At 32.4% G+C, this 19,497-nt stretch carries 19 protein-coding genes; 14 read left to right on the top strand and 5 right to left on the bottom strand.

What is annotated here, in order from left to right:
* The first annotated feature begins 27 nt into the window (after positions 1–27).
* Positions 28–1,335, top strand: coding sequence for a 30S ribosomal protein S12 methylthiotransferase RimO (gene rimO, locus HNQ03_RS03765; protein WP_173778323.1), 1,308 nt, complete (start codon positions 28–30; stop codon positions 1,333–1,335).
* Between the two features lie 228 nt (positions 1,336–1,563).
* Positions 1,564–1,932, top strand: coding sequence for a septal ring lytic transglycosylase RlpA family protein (locus HNQ03_RS03760; RefSeq protein ID WP_173778322.1), 369 nt, complete (start codon positions 1,564–1,566; stop codon positions 1,930–1,932).
* A gap of 238 nt (positions 1,933–2,170) precedes the next feature.
* Here the strand turns inward: HNQ03_RS03760 and HNQ03_RS03755 are convergent, their stop codons facing one another.
* Positions 2,171–2,935: an exodeoxyribonuclease III gene (locus HNQ03_RS03755; protein ID WP_173778321.1), complete on the bottom strand. Its 765-nt coding sequence runs from the start codon at positions 2,933–2,935 to the stop codon at positions 2,171–2,173.
* A 128-nt stretch (positions 2,936–3,063) separates the two neighbouring features.
* Here HNQ03_RS03755 and HNQ03_RS03750 point away from each other — a divergent pair, with 128 nt between their 5' ends.
* Positions 3,064–3,372: a hypothetical protein gene (locus HNQ03_RS03750; RefSeq protein ID WP_173778320.1), complete on the top strand. Its 309-nt coding sequence runs from the start codon at positions 3,064–3,066 to the stop codon at positions 3,370–3,372.
* A 120-nt stretch (positions 3,373–3,492) separates the two neighbouring features.
* Positions 3,493–3,615 carry a hypothetical protein gene (locus HNQ03_RS16160; RefSeq protein ID WP_262888540.1) on the top strand — a complete coding sequence of 41 codons (123 nt, stop codon included), beginning with the start codon at positions 3,493–3,495 and terminating at the stop codon, positions 3,613–3,615.
* 122 nt (positions 3,616–3,737) lie between these two features.
* Here HNQ03_RS16160 and porX read toward each other — a convergent pair whose 3' ends face one another.
* Positions 3,738–5,285 (bottom strand): T9SS response regulator signal transducer PorX, encoded by a 1,548-nt coding sequence (gene porX, locus HNQ03_RS03745; RefSeq protein ID WP_173778319.1) that lies wholly within the window; start codon positions 5,283–5,285, stop codon positions 3,738–3,740.
* 228 nt (positions 5,286–5,513) lie between these two features.
* Between porX and HNQ03_RS03740 the strand changes: the two genes are divergently transcribed.
* The 10 genes from HNQ03_RS03740 to HNQ03_RS03695 all read left to right on the top strand — a co-directional run bounded on the left by HNQ03_RS03740 (position 5,514) and on the right by HNQ03_RS03695 (position 14,938).
* The gene (locus HNQ03_RS03740) at positions 5,514–6,725 is read left to right on the top strand and encodes an HD domain-containing protein (RefSeq protein ID WP_173778318.1); all 1,212 of its coding nucleotides are present in this window, start codon (positions 5,514–5,516) and stop codon (positions 6,723–6,725) included.
* A 57-nt stretch (positions 6,726–6,782) separates the two neighbouring features.
* Positions 6,783–7,814 carry a UDP-3-O-(3-hydroxymyristoyl)glucosamine N-acyltransferase gene (lpxD, locus tag HNQ03_RS03735; RefSeq protein WP_173778418.1) on the top strand — a complete coding sequence of 344 codons (1,032 nt, stop codon included), beginning with the start codon at positions 6,783–6,785 and terminating at the stop codon, positions 7,812–7,814.
* Positions 7,807–9,207: a bifunctional UDP-3-O-[3-hydroxymyristoyl] N-acetylglucosamine deacetylase/3-hydroxyacyl-ACP dehydratase gene (locus HNQ03_RS03730; protein ID WP_173778317.1), complete on the top strand. Its 1,401-nt coding sequence runs from the start codon at positions 7,807–7,809 to the stop codon at positions 9,205–9,207. The genes lpxD and HNQ03_RS03730 overlap by 8 nt, the downstream gene beginning before the upstream one ends.
* Positions 9,204–9,992 (top strand): acyl-ACP--UDP-N-acetylglucosamine O-acyltransferase, encoded by a 789-nt coding sequence (gene lpxA / locus HNQ03_RS03725; RefSeq protein ID WP_173778316.1) that lies wholly within the window; start codon positions 9,204–9,206, stop codon positions 9,990–9,992. Before HNQ03_RS03730 ends, lpxA begins: the two co-directional genes overlap by 4 nt.
* A gap of 48 nt (positions 9,993–10,040) precedes the next feature.
* Positions 10,041–10,604 (top strand): elongation factor P, encoded by a 564-nt coding sequence (efp, locus tag HNQ03_RS03720; protein WP_173778315.1) that lies wholly within the window; start codon positions 10,041–10,043, stop codon positions 10,602–10,604.
* Positions 10,605–10,674: 70 nt separating this feature from the next.
* Positions 10,675–11,583 carry a UDP-3-O-(3-hydroxymyristoyl)glucosamine N-acyltransferase gene (locus HNQ03_RS03715; protein WP_173778314.1) on the top strand — a complete coding sequence of 303 codons (909 nt, stop codon included), beginning with the start codon at positions 10,675–10,677 and terminating at the stop codon, positions 11,581–11,583.
* Between the two features lie 12 nt (positions 11,584–11,595).
* Positions 11,596–12,267 carry a DUF6624 domain-containing protein gene (locus HNQ03_RS03710; protein WP_173778313.1) on the top strand — a complete coding sequence of 224 codons (672 nt, stop codon included), beginning with the start codon at positions 11,596–11,598 and terminating at the stop codon, positions 12,265–12,267.
* Positions 12,268–12,423: 156 nt separating this feature from the next.
* Positions 12,424–13,182 carry a GLPGLI family protein gene (locus HNQ03_RS03705; RefSeq protein ID WP_173778312.1) on the top strand — a complete coding sequence of 253 codons (759 nt, stop codon included), beginning with the start codon at positions 12,424–12,426 and terminating at the stop codon, positions 13,180–13,182.
* A gap of 195 nt (positions 13,183–13,377) precedes the next feature.
* Positions 13,378–14,250 carry a succinate--CoA ligase subunit alpha gene (sucD, locus tag HNQ03_RS03700; RefSeq protein WP_173778311.1) on the top strand — a complete coding sequence of 291 codons (873 nt, stop codon included), beginning with the start codon at positions 13,378–13,380 and terminating at the stop codon, positions 14,248–14,250.
* Positions 14,251–14,263: 13 nt separating this feature from the next.
* On the top strand, positions 14,264–14,938 hold the full coding sequence (locus HNQ03_RS03695) for a porin family protein (RefSeq protein ID WP_173778310.1): 675 nt from the start codon (positions 14,264–14,266) through the stop codon (positions 14,936–14,938).
* An 82-nt stretch (positions 14,939–15,020) separates the two neighbouring features.
* Here HNQ03_RS03695 and HNQ03_RS03690 read toward each other — a convergent pair whose 3' ends face one another.
* The 3 genes from HNQ03_RS03690 to HNQ03_RS03680 form a co-directional block, all read right to left on the bottom strand.
* The gene (locus tag HNQ03_RS03690) at positions 15,021–16,235 is read right to left on the bottom strand and encodes an acetyl-CoA C-acyltransferase (RefSeq protein WP_173778309.1); all 1,215 of its coding nucleotides are present in this window, start codon (positions 16,233–16,235) and stop codon (positions 15,021–15,023) included.
* A 147-nt stretch (positions 16,236–16,382) separates the two neighbouring features.
* Complete coding sequence (locus HNQ03_RS03685; RefSeq protein WP_173778308.1) at positions 16,383–18,707, bottom strand: esterase/lipase family protein; 2,325 nt, start codon at positions 18,705–18,707, stop codon at positions 16,383–16,385.
* The gene (locus tag HNQ03_RS03680; protein ID WP_173778307.1) at positions 18,686–19,426 is read right to left on the bottom strand and encodes a hypothetical protein; all 741 of its coding nucleotides are present in this window, start codon (positions 19,424–19,426) and stop codon (positions 18,686–18,688) included. Before HNQ03_RS03680 ends, HNQ03_RS03685 begins: the two co-directional genes overlap by 22 nt.
* Between the last annotated feature and the right edge of the window lie 71 nt (positions 19,427–19,497).

Genomic DNA, 19,497 nt, shown 5'->3' with positions numbered 1-19,497 from the left:
ACTAAATTTGCAGTCTGAAAAAAAGATATGCGTACAAAATCCACTGGAAATAAAAAAATAAACATCGTTACATTAGGTTGCTCCAAAAATGTATACGATTCTGAAGTATTAATGGGGCAATTGCAAGCCAACGGAAAGGAAGTAGTACACGAAGATAAAGGAGATATCGTCGTGATCAATACCTGCGGATTTATAGATAATGCTAAAGAAGAATCCATCAATACGATTCTAGAATTTGTAGAAGCAAAAAATAGAGGTGAAGTAGAGAAAGTTTTCGTTACTGGTTGTCTTTCTGAGAGATACAAACCAGATTTGTTGCGAGAAATTCCAGATGTAGATCAATATTTTGGGACAAGAGATCTTCCTTTATTATTAAAACATCTTGGTGCAGATTATAAGCACGAGTTGGTAGGTGAAAGAATGATCACCACACCAAAACATTATGCTTATTTAAAAATTGCAGAAGGTTGTGATAGACCTTGTTCCTTTTGTGCAATACCTTTGATGCGTGGTAAAAATATTTCTACACCTATAGAAAATTTAATAATAGAAGCTCAAAAATTGGCCGCAAAAGGTACAAAAGAGTTGATATTAATTGCACAAGATCTTACTTACTACGGTTTAGATTTATACAAAAAGAGAGCACTTGGAGAATTGCTTTTAGCTTTAGTGAAAATTGAGGGCATAGAATGGATTCGTTTGCATTATGCTTTCCCAAGTGGTTTTCCAGAAGATGTTTTGGATATTATTCGCACCGAACCAAAAATCTGTAACTATATAGATATTCCACTTCAACACATCAATACAGAACTATTGAAAGCCATGAAACGTGGTACAACTTTCGAGAAAACGAATGCACTTTTAGATAAATTTCGCATAAAAGTGCCAGATATGGCGATTAGAACTACGCTTATTTGCGGATTTCCAGGAGAAACTGAAGAGAAATTTCAAGAAATGAAAGAATGGGTTCGTACGCAAAGATTTGATAGATTGGGTTGTTTCACTTATTCTCATGAAGAGAATACTACTGCCTATGTTTTAGAAGATGATGTGCCGCAAGAAGTGAAAGAAGCGAGAGTAGAAGAAATAATGGAATTGCAATCTCAAATATCTTGGGAAAAAAACCAAGAAAAGATAGGAAAGACTTTCAAATGTATATTTGATAGAAAAGAAGGCAATTATTTTGTTGGTAGAACAGAGTTTGATTCTCCAGATGTTGACAATACCGTTTTGGTTCCCGCAGAAAATACCTATATCTCTATTGGTGAATTTGCAGATGTTTTGATTACTTCCGCAGAAGAGTTTGATTTATTTGGAGAACTTGTAAATGCTTAAAAACCTTTGTAGAAAGGCGTTTTCTGATTAATTAACAATTTTAAAGTTAATAAAATTAACGTTAGTAAACTTTTTTTAACACACTTTAACACTATCTTGAAAAGCCTTTGAATAGGCGCATTCGAAAAGAATTAATATTTTGTTAACAGTAATTTAACAGTATTTAACTAATTCAATAGTGTATAATTCAATATCGTAATACATTTGCCCCGTCAAAAAATTATAGATATGATAAAAAAATGTACGCTAATTTTAATAATGTTGATTTCCACTTTAGGTATTTCTTCATTTGCAAATAGTGAAAACGAAACTTTAACAACGATAGCATCTTATTACCATGACAAATTTAATGGAAGAAAAACAGCAAGCGGCGAAATTTTTAATAATTCAGATTTAACTGCCGCACATAGATCTTTACCTTTTGGAACAAGAGTTCGCGTTACTAATTTAAGAAACGATAAAAGCGTAATAGTAGAAATTAATGATAGAGGACCTTTTCATTCTTCAAGAGCGTTAGACCTTACAAAAGCAGCCTTTGATGAAATAGGAAATTTAGACAGAGGAACAATGCCTATTGAATATCAAATTTTGAACTAAGCACAAAATTTAAAATTAAAATTAAAACCGTCCTGATGTAAAATCAGGACGGTTTTTTTATGGTGCAAATAGGATTTTGGTAAAGAATCTTATCTCAACTTTAAATAAAATTAGCATCTATTGCTATAGAAATTTATTAATTGTAGTAAAACTCTGATACTAGAAAATAGAGCAAAGAAACAGCTCAATTACTGTAAAAAAGTTGAAACATCATTTTTCAAAGATAAATATTCACTTATCAATCATTCTCAAATTCCATCATCACAGGACAATGATCGGAATGCACAGCTTCATTTAGAATTACAGTTCTCGTCATTTTATTTTTGATAGCTTCTGTCACAAAATGATAATCTAATCTCCAACCTAAATTTTTCGCTCGGCTTCCTGCTCTGTAACTCCACCAAGAAAATTGCTGTTTTTCTGGGTGCAAATATCGAAATGTGTCTGTCAGCTTGCATTCTCCTAAAAATCTCGTCATCCAATCTCTTTCCATCGGTAAAAAACCAGAAACGTTTTTCATTTTCGGATTGTGAATGTCAATTTCTTCGTGGCAAATATTAAAATCTCCGCAGATAATTAAATTGGGTATTTTCTCTTTTAAATTTTGAATGTAGAGCAAAAAATCTTCGCAAAATTCCATTTTAAATTCTAGCCTATCTATATTAGAAGCAGACGGAACATAGACAGATAGCACAGAAAAATTTTCAAAATCTGCACGCATTATTCTGCCTTCAAAATCATATCTTTCTATGCCACAACCAATTTCTATGTGTTTTGGGGCAATTTTAGAAGCAATACCAACTCCGCTGTATCCCTTTTTCTGTGCAGAATGCCATGTGCTGAAATAGCCCAATTTTTCTAAACTTTCTATATCTATTTGATCTGTCCCAGCTTTGCTTTCCTGTATGCAGATCACATCTGGATTTGCCACTTGCAGCCAACCGAGAAAATCTTTGGTAAATGCGGCACGAATTCCGTTGACGTTGTAGGTGATGATTTTCATTGTTTATTTTATTATATTTACAAGATTAAAAATAGTTATTTTAAATTTAAAGTAGCTGTTCTTCAAGTAAAAATAATATAAAAAAATTTCCATTTTTTATTCTAGTATGTATATTTTGCTTTGCAAAAATGCATTCACAAACTCCTATAGAAAAGTGCAAAATAAATAAATCTTTCTACGATGGAATATATTCTGTAACATCTGAAGATGTTAAATGTCTTGCCAAAAATTCTGAACAGCCTAATACAATTTTATTTACATTTGCTAGTTGGTGTGTACCTTGTATCTATCATATACCAAATTTTTTTTTAATTAAGAAATATTATAATGTTGATCATTATGTGTTGTTGGTTGATAAAGAAAATCATCGATTTACAGAAGAAGCGAGAGACATGGTTTTGGAAACCTTTCCAGATGCAAAAATTTTAGTTATTTAGGATTTAGATAAGGGAGGAAAATCTAAAAAATATAAAGATTTTCTAAAAAATATTACTCCTTCAAAATTCCAAAATATTGATGACATGTCTAAATACATTGTCCTTAACCAAAAAGGCGAAGTGCAATTAGTAACCAACTGGAATGATAGCAAAGATGATCCCGATTTGAAAGACGATAAACCGATGATCACAAGATTGATCGTACCTCTTTTACAAAAGAAAGAGTCGTTACTTATAAAATAAAGCAATTTTTATAATTTATAACCCTTCAAAAACATTTTTGGAGGGTTTTTTATATAAAAAAACGGAAGTAATAAAAATTACTTCCGCAATGAACCCAAAAAATAAATAAACTATAAAAAAAATTATTTGGGTTCTAAAACACAAATTGGGATGATGCATTCTTCTAAAGAAATTCCTCCATGTTGGTAGGTTTCTTTATAATAATTAACATAATGATTGTAATTTTTTGGATATGCAAGGAAGGTATTATTCTTTGCGAAAATATACTTGCTACTCAAATTGGATTTTGGTAAATAGATTTTTTCAGGTTTATCAATCGCCCAAACATCTTTATCTTCATACGTCAAACTTTTTCCCGTCTTGTAGCGAATGTTGGTAGATGTTTCTCTATCTCCAATCACTTTGCTCGGTTTTTTTACATAAATAGTTCCGTGATCTGTGGTTAAAACTAATTTAAATCCATTTTCTGCCGCCAATTTTATAATCTTTATTAAAGAAGAATTCTCAAACCAATTAGAAGTTAAAGATCTAAAGGTTTTATCGTCTCTGATCAATTGATTAACGATGTTATTATCCGTTTTCGCATGGGAAAGAATATCTATAAAATTGTAAACAATCACCAAAAGATCGATGTTTTTATATTGATTAAATTCATCCAGAATCTTCTTTTCATAATCAGAATTTAGAATTTTCAAATATTTGATAGTCTTATCAGACAAACCTAGACGCTGCATTTGATCTGCTAAAAAGAAACCTTCGTGCTCATTTTTGTTGCCTTCTTCATTATCATTATGCCACTTGTCGGGAAATCTTTTCTCAATTTCTGAAGGCAAAAGTCCAGCAAAAAATGAATTTCTTGCATATTGCGTTGCAGTTGGAAGTATACTGTAGTAATAGTCTTCAGAAACTTTATTGTAATATTTGGTAAACAGTGGTTCTATCACTTTCCATTGGTCATAGCGCAAATTATCTACCATCAGAAGCAAAACTTTTTCATTTTCCACCTCTTTTTTCACCACATCTTTGAAGAGTGTGTGGCTCATCATTGGTTTCTCAGCGTTTCCATTCAACCAATCTTCGTAATTTTTTTCTATAAATTTTGCAAATTGAATATTTGCTTCTTCTTTTTGAGATTGCAAAAGATCCGAAAATTCATTGTCAAAAACTTTGTCAAATTTTATTTCCCAATTCAGTATTTTCTTATAATATTCTGCCCAATCTTCATAAGTTCGAAGGTAAGAAAGCTCTAAAGAAAGGTTTCTAAAATCCGATTGATAGCCTTGTATTGTTTTTGCTTCCACAAGATCATCTTCTTGCAGGTTCTTTTTTAAAGAAAGTAAAATTTGATTTGGATTTACAGGTTTTAGTATATAATCGCTAATCTGGGAACCAATGGCTTCCTCCATGATGCTTTCTTCCTCACTTTTGGTTACCATCACTATTTTTAAAGAACTATCTTTATCTTTAATCATTGGAATGGCCTCCAATCCGGAAATTCCGGGCATATTTTCATCTAAAAGCACCAATTCAAACTTTTCATAATCCAAAATTTCCAATGCTTCATTTACATTGTTAATTGGTTTTACAGAATATCCTTTGTTCTCTAGAAAAACGATATGCGGCTTCAGCAAATCTACTTCATCATCTATCCATAAAATTTTTCTAGCCATAGTTTTATATTAATTATTATTTAAATATGTTATCAAAAATACAACCATTTCTTGGTTTTAAATTCCCAATAAGTCCTATTTTAAAGTTAAATGTTAGTTAAAACCTTTTATTTAAATGATAAATACTCAAACATCATAAAATAAAAATTAAATTATATAACAATATCGAAAATTTGAAATGATCTCTGAATTATTATTTAATTAAATTTGCCAATCAATATATAATAGATGCAAAACAAACTAAAAATCATCAATGATCCTGTTCACGGTTTTATAAAAATTCCCTACGAAATTTTGTTTGATGTGATAGAGCATCCTTATTTTCAGAGATTGAGGAGAATTTCACAAACAGGCTTATTGAATTTAATATTTCCTGGGGCAACACATACGCGCTTTCATCATGCTTTGGGCGCGATGCATTTGATGTTCACAGCGCTAGAAACTTTAAAATTGAAAGGAGTAGAAATTTCTAAAGTAGAAGAAAAATCTGCTCTTTTGGCAATTTTGCTTCACGATATTGGGCATGGTCCATTTTCCCACGCTTTGGAAAATATGCTGATGGAAGATTGGCACCACGAAAAGCTATCCTTATTATTAATGAATCAATTGAATGAAGAATTTCAAGGAGAATTGACTGTTGCAATAGAAATGTTTCAGGGAAATTACCATCGGAAATTCTTTAATCAATTAATTTCTAGTCAATTGGATGTAGATCGTTTGGATTATCTAAAACGCGATAGCTTCTACACAGGAGTTTCGGAAGGTAATGTGAATACGCAAAGAATTATATCCATGATGAATGTTGCAGAAGATGAATTGGTGATAGATGCAAAAGGCATTTATTCCATAGAAAATTACCTCACCGCAAGGATGTTCATGTATTGGCAAGTATATTATCACAAAACGGCAGCCATTGCAGAATTTCTATTAATAAAAATTTTAGAAAGAGCCAAAGAATTGGTTTTAGGTGGAGAAAATTTGCCGTGTTCAGAAAATTTAAAATATTTTCTATACCCGAATAATTCTACAAAAGCAAGTGCAGAAGATATTGCCAGATTTACAGAAATGGATGATAATGATATTTTGCAAGCAATAAAATTATGGCAAAAGAGCGAAGATTTGGCGCTATCATATTATTGTAAATGCATTATTCAACGTAAATTTCCGAAGACCATTATTTCATCAGAGCCATTTAATGCAGATTTTATTCAAGAAAAAATAGAATCTACAAACAAATATTTTAAAATAGATAATGGCGAAATTTTAGTGAATGAAATTTCTAGAGAATTGTTGCCTTATAGCAAGGATATTCAACCTATAAAGCTTTTGCATAAGGATGGAAGCATTGTTTTTTTACATTTATCTACCAATCAAATAGTATCTTCTGGGATTTCTACCAGCAATAAAAAATACATTTTATCATTTTCTAGAGAAATTTAGATTATATTTATCGTAATAAAACGCCACATTTTGTGGATTTTTTTATCTTTGCATTATATGGAATTTACTGCTTCCCAAATTTCAGGGTTTATCGACGGCGAAATACTTGGAAATCCAGACGCCACCATCACTGGAGTTTCGCCAATAGAAAGTGGACAAAAAGGATTTCTTTCCTTTATTGCCCAAGATAGGTTTTCAGAATATCTGCAAAGTTCAGATTGTTCTGTATTAATCGTATCCAAAAAATTAATTACTGAAGAATCTTATAAATCTACAATTATTGTTGTTGAAGATGCATATCTCTCTTTCCAAGTTTTGATGAATTTGTATGAAAAATTGCAAAGCAAAAAAACGGGAATAGAACAACCATCTTTCAGCCATGAAACCTCAGATCTTGGAGAAAATATCTATTTAGGAGCATTTTCTTATATTTCTGAAAATTGTAAAATTGGGGACGATTCTCAAATCTATCCACAAGCTTACATTGGCAAAAATGTAAAAATTGGTAAAAATTGCATCATCAATAGTGGGGTTAAAATTTACGATTACTGCATAATAGGCGATAATTGCATCATACATGCAAATTCTGTGATTGGTAGTGATGGTTTTGGATTTCAACCTACAAAAGATGGATACCAAAAAATTCCACAATTGGGAAATGTTATCATAGAAGATGATGTAGAAATTGGTTCTAATTGTACCATTGATAGGGGAACTTTAGGTTCTACAATAATTGGAAAAGGTACTAAAATAGACAATTTAATACAGATTGCACACAACGTAAAATTGGGACAAAACAATGTGATAGCTGCGCAAGCTGGTATTGCAGGTTCTACTACATTGGGAGACTGGAATATGATTGGCGGACAAGTTGGAATTGTGGGCCACATTAATATTGGCAATAAAGTAATGGTACAAGCACAAAGTGGCATCATCCGTGATGTGGCAGATAAAGAAATACTATATGGATCTCCCGCAATAAGTGCAGGAGACTTTAGAAGAAATTATGTGCATTTTAGAAATCTTACACAAATTGTGAAAAGATTGAGCGCAATAGAAAAAAATAATAAAAACAATACAGATGTCTGATCTTCAAAAAACAATAAAAGAGGAAGTTTCACTTTCTGGCATTGGTTTGCACACAGGACGAGAAGTGCACGTAACATTAAAACCTGCAAAAACTGGAACCGGTTTCGTTTTTGTGCGTACAGATCTAGAAGGGCATCCGCAAGTAGAGGCAGATGTTAATTACGTAACAACCACAGATAGAGGAACTACACTAGAAAAACTAGGGGTAAAAATTCATACATGCGAGCATTTACTTGCTGCCTTAGTTGGTTGCGGTATAGATAACGCTTATATAGAAATGAATAATGCGGAACCACCAATATTAGATGGTTCTTCTAAATTTTTTGTAGAAGCAATAGAAAAAGCAGGTATAGAAGAACAAGATAAACCAATAGAATATTTGGTTATAAAAGATGTTTTGAGCTATTCAGATCCTGCAACAGGTTCAGAGATAACCATTATACCTTCAGATACCTACGAAGTTACAACAATGGTAGATTTCGGTACAAAAGTATTGGGAACTCAAAATGCTACATTAAAATGTTTGTCAGATTTTAAGGAAGAAATCGCTTCAGCTAGAACATTCAGTTTCTTACATGAGTTGGAAATGCTGCTAGATGCAGGGTTGATAAAAGGCGGAGATATTTCTAATGCAATCGTTTATGTAGACAAAGATTTAACGCCAGAAACAGTTGAAAAACTTAAAAAAGCATTTGGCAAAGACGATCTTTCTATCCGTCCAAATGGTATTTTGGATAATTTAACTTTAAATTTTCCTAATGAAGCTGCTCGTCACAAACTTTTAGATGTGATTGGAGATTTAGCTTTAGTTGGTGTAAAATTAAAAGGTAAAGTAATTGCAAATAAACCAGGCCATCTTGTAAATACACAATTTGCAAAAAAATTGAACCGCCACTGGAAACTGCAAAAAAAGAAGAATGTACCAGATTTTGATCTAACGAAAGAACCCGTTTTCGACATCAATGGTATAATGAGATTACTTCCACATCGTCCACCATTTTTATTAATAGATAAAATTTTAGAATTATCTGATAGTCATGTAGTTGGATTGAAGAATGTATCTATGAACGAGCCATTTTTCGTGGGTCATTTTCCATTAGAACCTGTAATGCCTGGGGTTTTACAAATAGAATCTATGGCACAAGCTGCAGGAATTTTGGTTTTGGCAAGTGTTCCAGATCCAGAAAATTATTCTACTTATTTTATAAAAATAGATAAGGTTAAATTCAAACAAAAGGTAATTCCTGGAGATACTTTAATATTTAAAATTGATCTTCTCCAACCGATCCGTAGAGGAATTGTACACATGCAAGGTTATGGTTTTGTAGGAGATAGTGTGGTAGTGGAAGCAGAATTAATGGCACAAGTTGCAAAGAGAAAAACTGCGGAATGATACACCAATTAGCTGCAGTAGACAAACGTGCCAAAATTGGTAAAAATGTGATTATCGAACCCTTCACCACAATTGCTGGTGATGTAGAAATAGGAACAGGAACTTGGATTGGACCAAACGTAACCATCATGGATGGAGCCAGAATCGGCAAAAATTGTAGAGTTTTTCCAGGGACTGTTATTTCTGCCGTGCCTCAAGATCTTAAATTTGATGGAGAAGATACGCAAACCATCATCGGAGATGGTACCACTTTAAGAGAATGTGTAACCGTGAATCGTGGAACAAAAGCACTTGGCTTTACAAAAGTTGGGTCAGAATGTTTGATAATGGCAACTTCTCATATTGCACATGATTGTACGATTGGTAATAATGTAATCATCGCAAATGGTTGTGGAATTGCTGGTCACGTAGAAATTGGTGATTACGCGATAATGGGAGGACTTTCTGCCATTCAACAATTTGGAAAAATAGGAAAACACGCCATGATTTCTGGAGGATCACTCATTAGAAAAGATATTCCACCCTACGTAAAAGTAGGTAGAGCGCCTATTTCTTACGCAGGTATCAATTCTGTAGGATTAAGAAGAAGAGGATTTAGTAGTGAAAAAATATTCGAAATTCAAAAAATCTATCGCGCTATTTTTCAAATGAAAATGAACGTTTCCCAAGCTTCAATTTATATTGAGAGAGAAATGCTTCCAACTGCGGAAAGAGACGAAATATTAGAATTTATAAAAAATTCGCCACGCGGAATCGTAAAAGGTTACGGAACTGGAAAGGAATAAATTTAGAATCAATCAAACATAATCAATCATCAATTATAAAAAATAAAAATGGCAACAAGCGGAGATATTAAAAAAGGACTTTGTATTGAATTTAACAACGATATTTTCAAAGTAATAGAATTTATGCACGTAAAACCAGGTAAAGGTCCTGCATTTGTACGTACAAAATTAAGAAGTGTAACCAACGGAAAAGTTCTAGAAAACACCTTTTCTGCAGGTAACAAAATAGACGAAGTAAAAGTAATCACCCGTAAATTTCAATATTTATATGATGATGAAAATGGTTTCCACTTTATGAATAACGACGATTTCTCTCAACTTTACATTGGTAAGGAAATGATTGAAAATTCTCAATTTATGAAAGCAGGAGAAGAAGTAACGATCATTTTAAAAGAAGAAGATGAATCTCCACTTTCTGCAGAAATTCCACCAACAGTTTATCTAGAAATAATAGAAGCAGATCCAGGCGTAAAAGGAAACACTGCTACAAATGCTTTGAAAAGAGCTACTTTGGAAACTGGCGCAATTGTAAATGTTCCATTGTTCATCGAAGCTGGAGACAAAATAAAAGTAAACACAGAAGACGGAAGTTACTTGGAAAGAGTAAAGTAGTTATCAGTTTCTAGTTGATGGTTATCGGTGCAAACTATCAACCGACAACCATCAACTAACAAACAAAAATATGACCTTCAACCAACCACAAACGCTTCAGGCTATTTCAAAATTAATCAACGCAGAAATGGTTGGTGCAGAAAATTTTGAAGTTCTAGGAACCAACGAAATTCACCGCGTAAAAGCTGGAGAAATTGTTTTCGTAAATCACCCAAAATATTACGACAAAGCCCTAAATTCTGACGCAACTATTATTTTAATAGACAAAAAAGTAGATTGCCCAGAGGGAAAAGCACTTTTAATTTCAGACGATCCTTTTCGGGATTTTAATTTTATCAATACGCATTTCACGAAAATTTGGAATTTCACCAAAGAATTGCACAATGTAGAAGTAGGGGAGAACACCTTTATTCATCCAAGTGTAGTTGTGGGAAATGATGTGGTAATTGGAAAAAACTGTCAGATTTTGCCTAATGTTGTCATTGGTGATAAAACAGTAATCGGTGATAATGTGCTTATCCAAAGCGGAACTGTTCTCGGCGGCGATGCATTTTATTACAGAAAATTAGATGGAAACTTCGACAAACTAAAATCTGTCGGAAATGTGATCATCGAGAATAATGTAGAAATAGGTTGTAATTGCACGATCGATCGTGGTGTTACAGATTCTACCATTATCGGCCAAGGTTCTATTTTGGATAATCAAATACAAATCGGTCATGATACCATCATCGGTAAAAAAGTTTTGATTGCTTCCCTCGTTGGTATCGCAGGATGTTGTATCATCGAAGATGAGGTTACCGTTTGGGGACAAGTTGGGATGGCTTCTGGAGTTCGTGTAGAAAAAGGAACTGTACTTTTGGGCAAAACCGGTGTGAATAAAGATCTAAAAAAGGGAACTTATTTCGGACTTTTAGCTGAAGAATTCAAAGAATATTTGAAAAAAGAAGCCAAAATTAGAAGATTGTTAAAAGACTAAGCAAATTTAGCAATGAATAAATATTATCTTTTAATTTTTCTATATTTATTTATATCTAGTTGCAATTCAGTACATAAAATTTCAAATTCGGATAGGAAAAATATAATTTCAGAATTAAATTACATTGAAGCGATTGATCAAAAATATGCTGGAATCCCACCAAAAGATTGGATTGCAAAATATGGTTCTGATGAAGCTTGGAAATTATTTGAAGATAAAAGAGATAGTGTTGGTTTAGATAACCAGATACGAGTAAAAAATCTTTATAATAAATATGGTTATCTAGGTTTTGAACAAGTTGGAGAAGAAAATTCGTATAAATTTTGGATAAGTATTCAACATGCTGATAATGACGTACCATTTCAAAAGAAAATTTTGAAAGTTTTAGAAAAAGAAATTAAGAAAAATAACGCTGAAAAAAGTCATTATGCCTTGTTGGAAGATAGGGTAGCTACTAATAAAAACAAAAAACAAAGGTTTGGCACTCAACTCACGTATAATGAAAGTGGTCAAGCTATTCCTAAAATTGGATTGTCAGATAGTTTGAATATCGACAAATTGAGGTTAGAATATGGTTTGCCAACTTTTAAAGAGTATCATAATGAGATGACAATACGACATTTTGAAATGAATAAAGAATTTTTTATAAAACAAGGAATTACAGAACCAAAAGTGTTTGAATAAGATTTTTCATTACTTTTTTTAAAAAAAACCAAATTCATTTATGAAGATTAACTAATTTACCATTTCAAATGGTAAATTTTATTTTAATATAACTATTTTTGTAACACTGAAAGGAATTCTTAGCTGAATTACTTTCAGTTTTTAAATTAAATTAATATGAAATTAATATTAGCTTTTATAATTTTTATTTTCTCTTCAATTATTTTAAATGCACAGCAGATAAAAGTTAAATATAAATATGTAAGATCACCAATTGTTACTATTTACGAAAATTTATATATAAATAAAAAAGGGAACGTCATTTCAATTCAAGATTCTTTAATTTCTAATTCTAGAAATTCTAATAATTTAAATCCTAATGGATCTGCAAATTTAGAATCAAAAGCATTGTATTTTATATCAGATTTAAATATTATAACTCAAAAGGATTTTGTTTATCTTGATATTATCGGTGAAAATACTTATTTTGTTTATGATCAAAACGTGCCACGACCAAACTGGAAAATTGATTATAAAAATTCAAAAACATTTGCTGGTTTTTTATGTTATAAAGCTGAAGCTGTTTTTAGAGGTTCTAAGATAATTGCATATTTTTCAAAAGAAATTCCATATTCTTCTGGACCATATAAATTTTTTGGACTGCCAGGTTTAATTTTAGATGTAAGAGTTGAAGGCAAAGATTATGATTTATGGAAAGTAGAATCAGTAGATTTAGATAATAAAGAGCAGATAAATTTTAAACCAAAGCTAAATCAATACAATAAAATCCAAATGAAAGATTTCGTGAATTTGAAAGATGAAGATGGTGCAAAATTTCAAAAGAAGCTTCAAAAAGTTACACCGATGGGTTCTACTAGAACATCTATAGTGCCCAGTAATAGATTTGGAGTAGAGACAAAATATGAATGGGAGTGAATATACAAATTATAAATTCATAAAATATTTATTATTTAATTTAGTATAATACTTTTGCTACAATTAAATTTTTTATAGACTTTCGAAAAAAGATAAAGACGATCAAATATTGGTCGTTTTTTAATTTTGCAAAAGGAGCATATTAAAAACAAAATTTGTAAATTTGTAAAAATTCATTTAAAAAAAATAAATTACATGTCAGTATTAGTAAACAAAGATTCTAAAGTAGTAGTACAAGGTTTTACCGGAAACGAAGGTACCTTTCACGCAGGACAAATGATTGAGTACGGAACACAAGTAATTGGTGGTGTTACCCCAGGAAAAGGTGGTTCTGAGCATTTGGGTAAACCAGTTTTTAATACAGTGGCAGAATCTGTAGAAAAAGCAGGTGCCAATGTAAGTATTATTTTTGTACCACCAGCTTTTGCTGCAGATGCAATAATGGAAGCTGCAGAAGCAGGAATTGCAGTTATCGTTTGTATTACAGAAGGAATTCCAGTTGCTGATATGGTAAAAGTAAAAGCATACTTAGCGACAAGAAAAAGCAGATTGATTGGGCCAAACTGTCCAGGAATCATCACTTCAGACGAAGCAAAAATTGGTATCATGCCAGGTTTCGTTTTCAAAAAAGGAAAAATCGGTATTGTTTCAAAATCTGGAACTTTAACTTATGAAGCTGCTGATCAAGTTGTGAAAGCTGGTTTTGGAGTTTCTACAGCTATCGGTATTGGTGGAGATCCTATCATCGGAACCACTACCAAAGAAGCATTAGAATTATTCATCAACGATCCAGAAACGGAAGCAGTAGTAATGATCGGAGAAATCGGCGGAAATCTAGAAGCAGAAGCTGCAAGATGGTACAAAGAATCTGGATCTACTAAACCAGTTGTTGGTTTTATCGCAGGACAAACCGCGCCAAAAGGTAGAACAATGGGACATGCAGGTGCAATTGTAGGTGGAGATGAAGATACGGCACAAGCAAAAATGGCAATCATGAGAGAAAACGGAATACATGTAGTAGATTCTCCTGCAGATATTGGCGTTACTGTTGCCAAAATTTTAGCATAAAAAAACACATACGATGAAAAAATTTATATTAGCAAGTTTAGTTCTGGTTTCCACATTTTCTTTTGCGCAAGTAGATTTAAGCAGCACAAGATATGGTGTAACCATTGGTGGTAACTATTCTAGAGTAAGAAATGCACACAATCCATCTGGTCCTATTTACGGATTTCAAGCGGGTGGTTTAGCATTAATTCCTGTAGATAAAAATAACCAATTCTATATACAACCAGAGGTTGTTTTTTATGGAGCTGGAGAAACGGGAAAAGATAAAGACGCAAAAGGAACTCCTGGTTACGATGCAATTTATTCTAATTCTTACGTTAGTGTTCCAGTTTATTTCAAAGGATATTTTTCTGAAGCAGAATCAGAATTTTTTGCAATGGCAGGACCAAGATTTAATTTTTTAATTGATCAAAAAGTTACAGATCCATCTAAACCTTACTACACAGAAGAAGGTTTGGATATTCCAGGTACAGGAAACGTGAACGGAAAAGCAAGTAGTTTTAATTTCGCGCTCGGATTTGGATTAGGTTATAGCTACAAAAGACAATTAGAATTAGCTTTAAAATACGATATGGGACTTTCTGACATCTACAAAGGTCTTAGAAACGAACCAGGAACAGATCCAAATATCAGCAAAAAGAAAACAGAACATGTAGTAAGCATAGGTCTTGCTTACATCTTTGAATAAATTTTTTGTAATTATATAGAAATAAGCGGTAAAATTTTTACCGCTTTTTCTTGTTTTAATAATTAAATATGAGGTGAAAATTTTAGAAATTCATATTCTCCAAAATAATCGCGTAGCCTTGTCCAACTCCAATACACATCGTTGCCAACGCATATCTTTTTCCAGTTCTTTGAAGTTCTAAAGCTGCAGAATACGTAATTCTTGTACCAGACATTCCCAGTGGATGTCCAAGAGCAATTGCACCGCCATTGATGTTTACCCGAGGATCATTATTTTCTATTTTTAATTCCTTCAAACAAGCAATACTTTGCGCGGCAAAAGCTTCATTCAATTCTATCACATCTATATCATTCCAAGAAAGTCCGGCTCTTTTTAAAGCTAATTGACTAGCTTCTACAGGACCAATTCCCATTATTCTTGGTTCTACACCTACCACTGCAGAACTGACAATTCTTACCAATGGTTTCAAATTATAATTTTTCAAGCCATCATTAGAAGCTATCAAAACTGCAGCTGCACCATCATTCAATCCAGAAGAATTTCCGGCGGTTACGCTTCCATTTTCCTTTAAAAAAGCGGGACGCAATTTTGCCAAAACTTCTAGTGTGGTCTCTGGTCTTATAAATTCGTCTATTTTAATTATTAAATCATCTTTTTTTCTTTGAGGAATGGAAATTTCAGAAATTTCTTCCGCAAATCTTCCCCTATTTTGTGCAGCGCTAGCTTTCATTTGAGATTGATAAGCAAATTCATCTTGTTCTTCTCTGCTAATTTTATACAATTGAGCCAAATTTTCTGCCGTATTTCCCATGGCTTCTGTTCCGTATAATTTTGCCATTTCTGGGTTGATGAATCTCCACCCAAAACTGCTATCATACATTTTAGAATCTGTACCAAAAGCCGATGAGGTTTTAGAAATTACATAAGGCGCTCTGCTCATACCTTCTACACCGCCAGAAATAAATAAATCTCCTTCACCAGATTTTATTGCTCTGTATGCTTGCACAATTGCCGACATTCCAGATGCACAAAGTCTGTTCACCGTTTCTCCTGGAACTTCCCATGGCAAACCAGCCAAAAGCGAAGCCATTCTTGCCACGTTTCTATTGTCTTCTCCTGCTTGATTGGCACAACCAATGATGACATCATCTATTTTATTTAAAGGTAATTCTGGATTTTTCTTTATTAAATTTTTAATAACGCTTGCCATCAAATCATCTGTTCTCACGGCAGCCAAACTCCCTTTAAAATTCCCGATTGCAGATCTGGTTCCGTCTATTATAAATGCTTCTTTCATAAATTTTCTTATGAATCAAAAATACGAATTTAATTTTTATTTAATTTTTTAAAATTTAGTTTTCATAATAAACGAGTAGAAATTTCTACTCGTTTATGAATTATAGCCTATTTATTGGTTATGTTTATGCATTATTTTTTCATTTATTTAATTCTTTAGTAATGTTTGGGTATGTATTATTTTTCCATTTTTGATTACTCTTACGTAGTACGTACCAATTGGTTGTTTAGAAATATCAAAAATATCTTTATTTGTTCTTAATACTACTCTGCCATAAATATCCGATATTTCAATGATTTTATTTTCACTTCCACCATCATTCGATATTCTATTCTGTTCTGGTGGGCAAGGATCTACAAATTTATAAGTAGCTTCTCCAGTATATTTCGCTATTTTATACTCTCCACAAGGAGATTCGTATTCTATTGTATATTGCAAGGTAGTAGTACCACAAAGATTGGTAGCCTTCACTTCTACAGGAATGGGATTGGTAAATGTAGGGAAGAAATATTTGTAACCTATTTGTGTTAGATTATTAGACAATCTTCTCCAAATTACATCAGTAGGATTTACACCTTGTTCTGCCAAGGTTACATTTGGGTCTTCACTTTTTAAGGTTGCATGCACGTAATCTACAAGATCCTGACTTACATATACTTTTGGTTTACCAATCCAGATTTTTTTTGTTAATGTTTGTCCGTTTTGAAATGTAGCCGTCAGTGTAATACCACCATTTAAAAGACCTTTAAGTGTTACACTTGAAGCAGTGGATGAAACAATTTGAGCAAAATTATTATTCAATGTCCAATTTGCACCACTTGGAAGTTTACAAATATCTGAAAAACTGTAGGTGCTTGTAGAATTTTCACAAATTATATCGGCGCCAGATAGTGCAGAATCTTCAATTGGAAACCAAGGAGATTGCAAACCATTCACAATATTATTTTTCAACCATGTCACCATATTATTAGAAAATGTTACATGTTCCATATTTACTCCTTCACCAAAAAAACTATTAAATGGTGTTTGTCCAGAACAAACAATGTTTTTATTTATTGGCTGATACCAATTTGAAAAACCAGTTGTACTTAAAGAAGAATGGGTTGGTATAAACGATTGCGGACTTAAAATAGAAGTTTGATTAGTAGGAACTATATTATCTATTATTAAATTACTATCAGTTGTTAACCAATAGATACCAGGAATAGGAAATGTAAATGCATTTTGATTATTTAAACTTCCATTCACTATATCTTTTAAATCATTGGAAGAATTCGTTGATCCACCAGGAACAGCATCCATACTGCCATTTGCATTCCACCATGAATTTATTGTAGTGCTATAAGATGTATCACCCACATTTTCATCTGGGTTTCTGCCTTGAAGTTGAGTTAAAACAGTGCTACTTCCAAAATTTGGCATGTAAAAATTATTTAAATTAAAAATTCTCTTTCTACCAACTCTTATTCCGAAAAGTCTTATTTTAGCACTTGCAGCAATATGTAAAAAGTTTTCTTTTGGTTGTACATTCAATATTCCTGCAAGTGAGCCATTTGCTATTGCTATATTTTTTATACCAAACGATACAGGAAAGCCAGAGGAACCAGAAACACCATTAGCGTTCATTTCACTTTGAAATGCATCGTTTTTAACATTTTTGGTTGGCGACCCATTAAAATCTATAATATCAATCAACATCTGTTCGGCGGCTTTCGAATGCAATGTATTATCGAATTGCAGATTTGCTTTCAACTGTTTTAGTTTTTTACCAAAGAACCAGATATCTTGCTGCACAGCAAGTGGTATATTGGCACCTTTGTGCGGACTATCCATAGAAACCCACAGTTTTGTATTATGATTTATACCTTGCTTTTCTAAATAAGACAAAGCATATCTTGTAATAAGACCACCCATACTCGGACCTACAACTACCAATTTTTCTGTACTTCCTACAGATTGCAGATCTGTATTTATTTTTTGAATGAAGGAAGCGAATGTTTTACCATTTCTAAAAATATCATCTGCTCCAGCGCATATTTGTTCAGAATTTGGATTGTTTTCAATTTTATTATAATACGGAAAGTTTACTAAAATGACATCGAAATTTTCTTGGTTTAAATCTTCAATTAAAGAAGGTTGGTTAGTTGTTCCATTATTGTATCTCATTAGTCTTTCAATTGATAAATAATTACCCTCTGTTAAATTTGGATTTGCATCGACACATCTCGCATCATTCTGACAATCTGCGAAGGAAATACGTCTACTATCGTCCGGATCAAAGCCATCTACTATTATTATTGGCTTTCTAGCACTACAAGAAGTATTTTGATTGCCATAGAATATTTTGTATTCTACTTCTCCATATATTCCAGTTGCATCTGCTATCGTAGAGCGGTGTTTGCGTAATGGAGATATCCCACATACGCCACCTTTAGTAGTTGAACCTATATCTACAATTTTCTTGGAAAGCAAAATGGTAGAGGAGTATTTATTGTACTGCCATTTTGCAAAACAGCCCTATAATTAATTGTTTTTTTTTCTACACTGGTAATATTCAAATTTACAGAAACTGCTGGCTGTACAACGTAATTATTCACCAATAAATGCCAAACACCATCTCCAAAATTCGCTTCCAATTTTTGGATGGTATTTCCATATTGATAAAATTGATTTGTATCTATTTTGAAAGTAAAATTGTTGGTACCGCTAGTAAAAGCAGGAAATAGCGTTGATACTACCAACAGATCTTTCTCTATAAATTTTGGATTTATATTATTAATTGCGGAAAATACACCATTTACAAGTCTTAAATTTCCATTATTGTTATTTTCGTCATCATAGTTTAAATAACTAGTTTTCGTAGATAAAATACCTATGGGTATTTCTGTTGCAGTACCAATCACTTGCTCGAATTTGGGCAACGTAGTAGGGTTTGCAAAATATTGGTTGCTTGATGCAGTATACAATTCTGATAGCGATTGTTGAAAATGATCTGCGTTGCTGATGTTGTGTTCCGGATAATTAAAATTATACAGATCTGCAAACATTGGCGCCTTATCTAGCAAAACTTTTTGTGGAGAAAAGCCAGAGGTTGGAACGTAGATTTGGGATAACGCAGTGTCCCAATTGAAATTTTGTGCAAATAAGAATGGTGCACAAAATAGCATAAGAATAGAAACATAATTTTTCATAATTTTGTAATATTAAATGGTTTAAATTTTTGATTAGATTGCTATTTAATTTGGGAGCAATTACAGTTGCT

It is taken from the genome of Frigoriflavimonas asaccharolytica (genome assembly GCF_013294015.1).
GTDB lineage: Bacteria > Bacteroidota > Bacteroidia > Flavobacteriales > Weeksellaceae > Frigoriflavimonas > Frigoriflavimonas asaccharolytica.
This window is presented reverse-complemented; position numbering and strand designations above follow the sequence as displayed.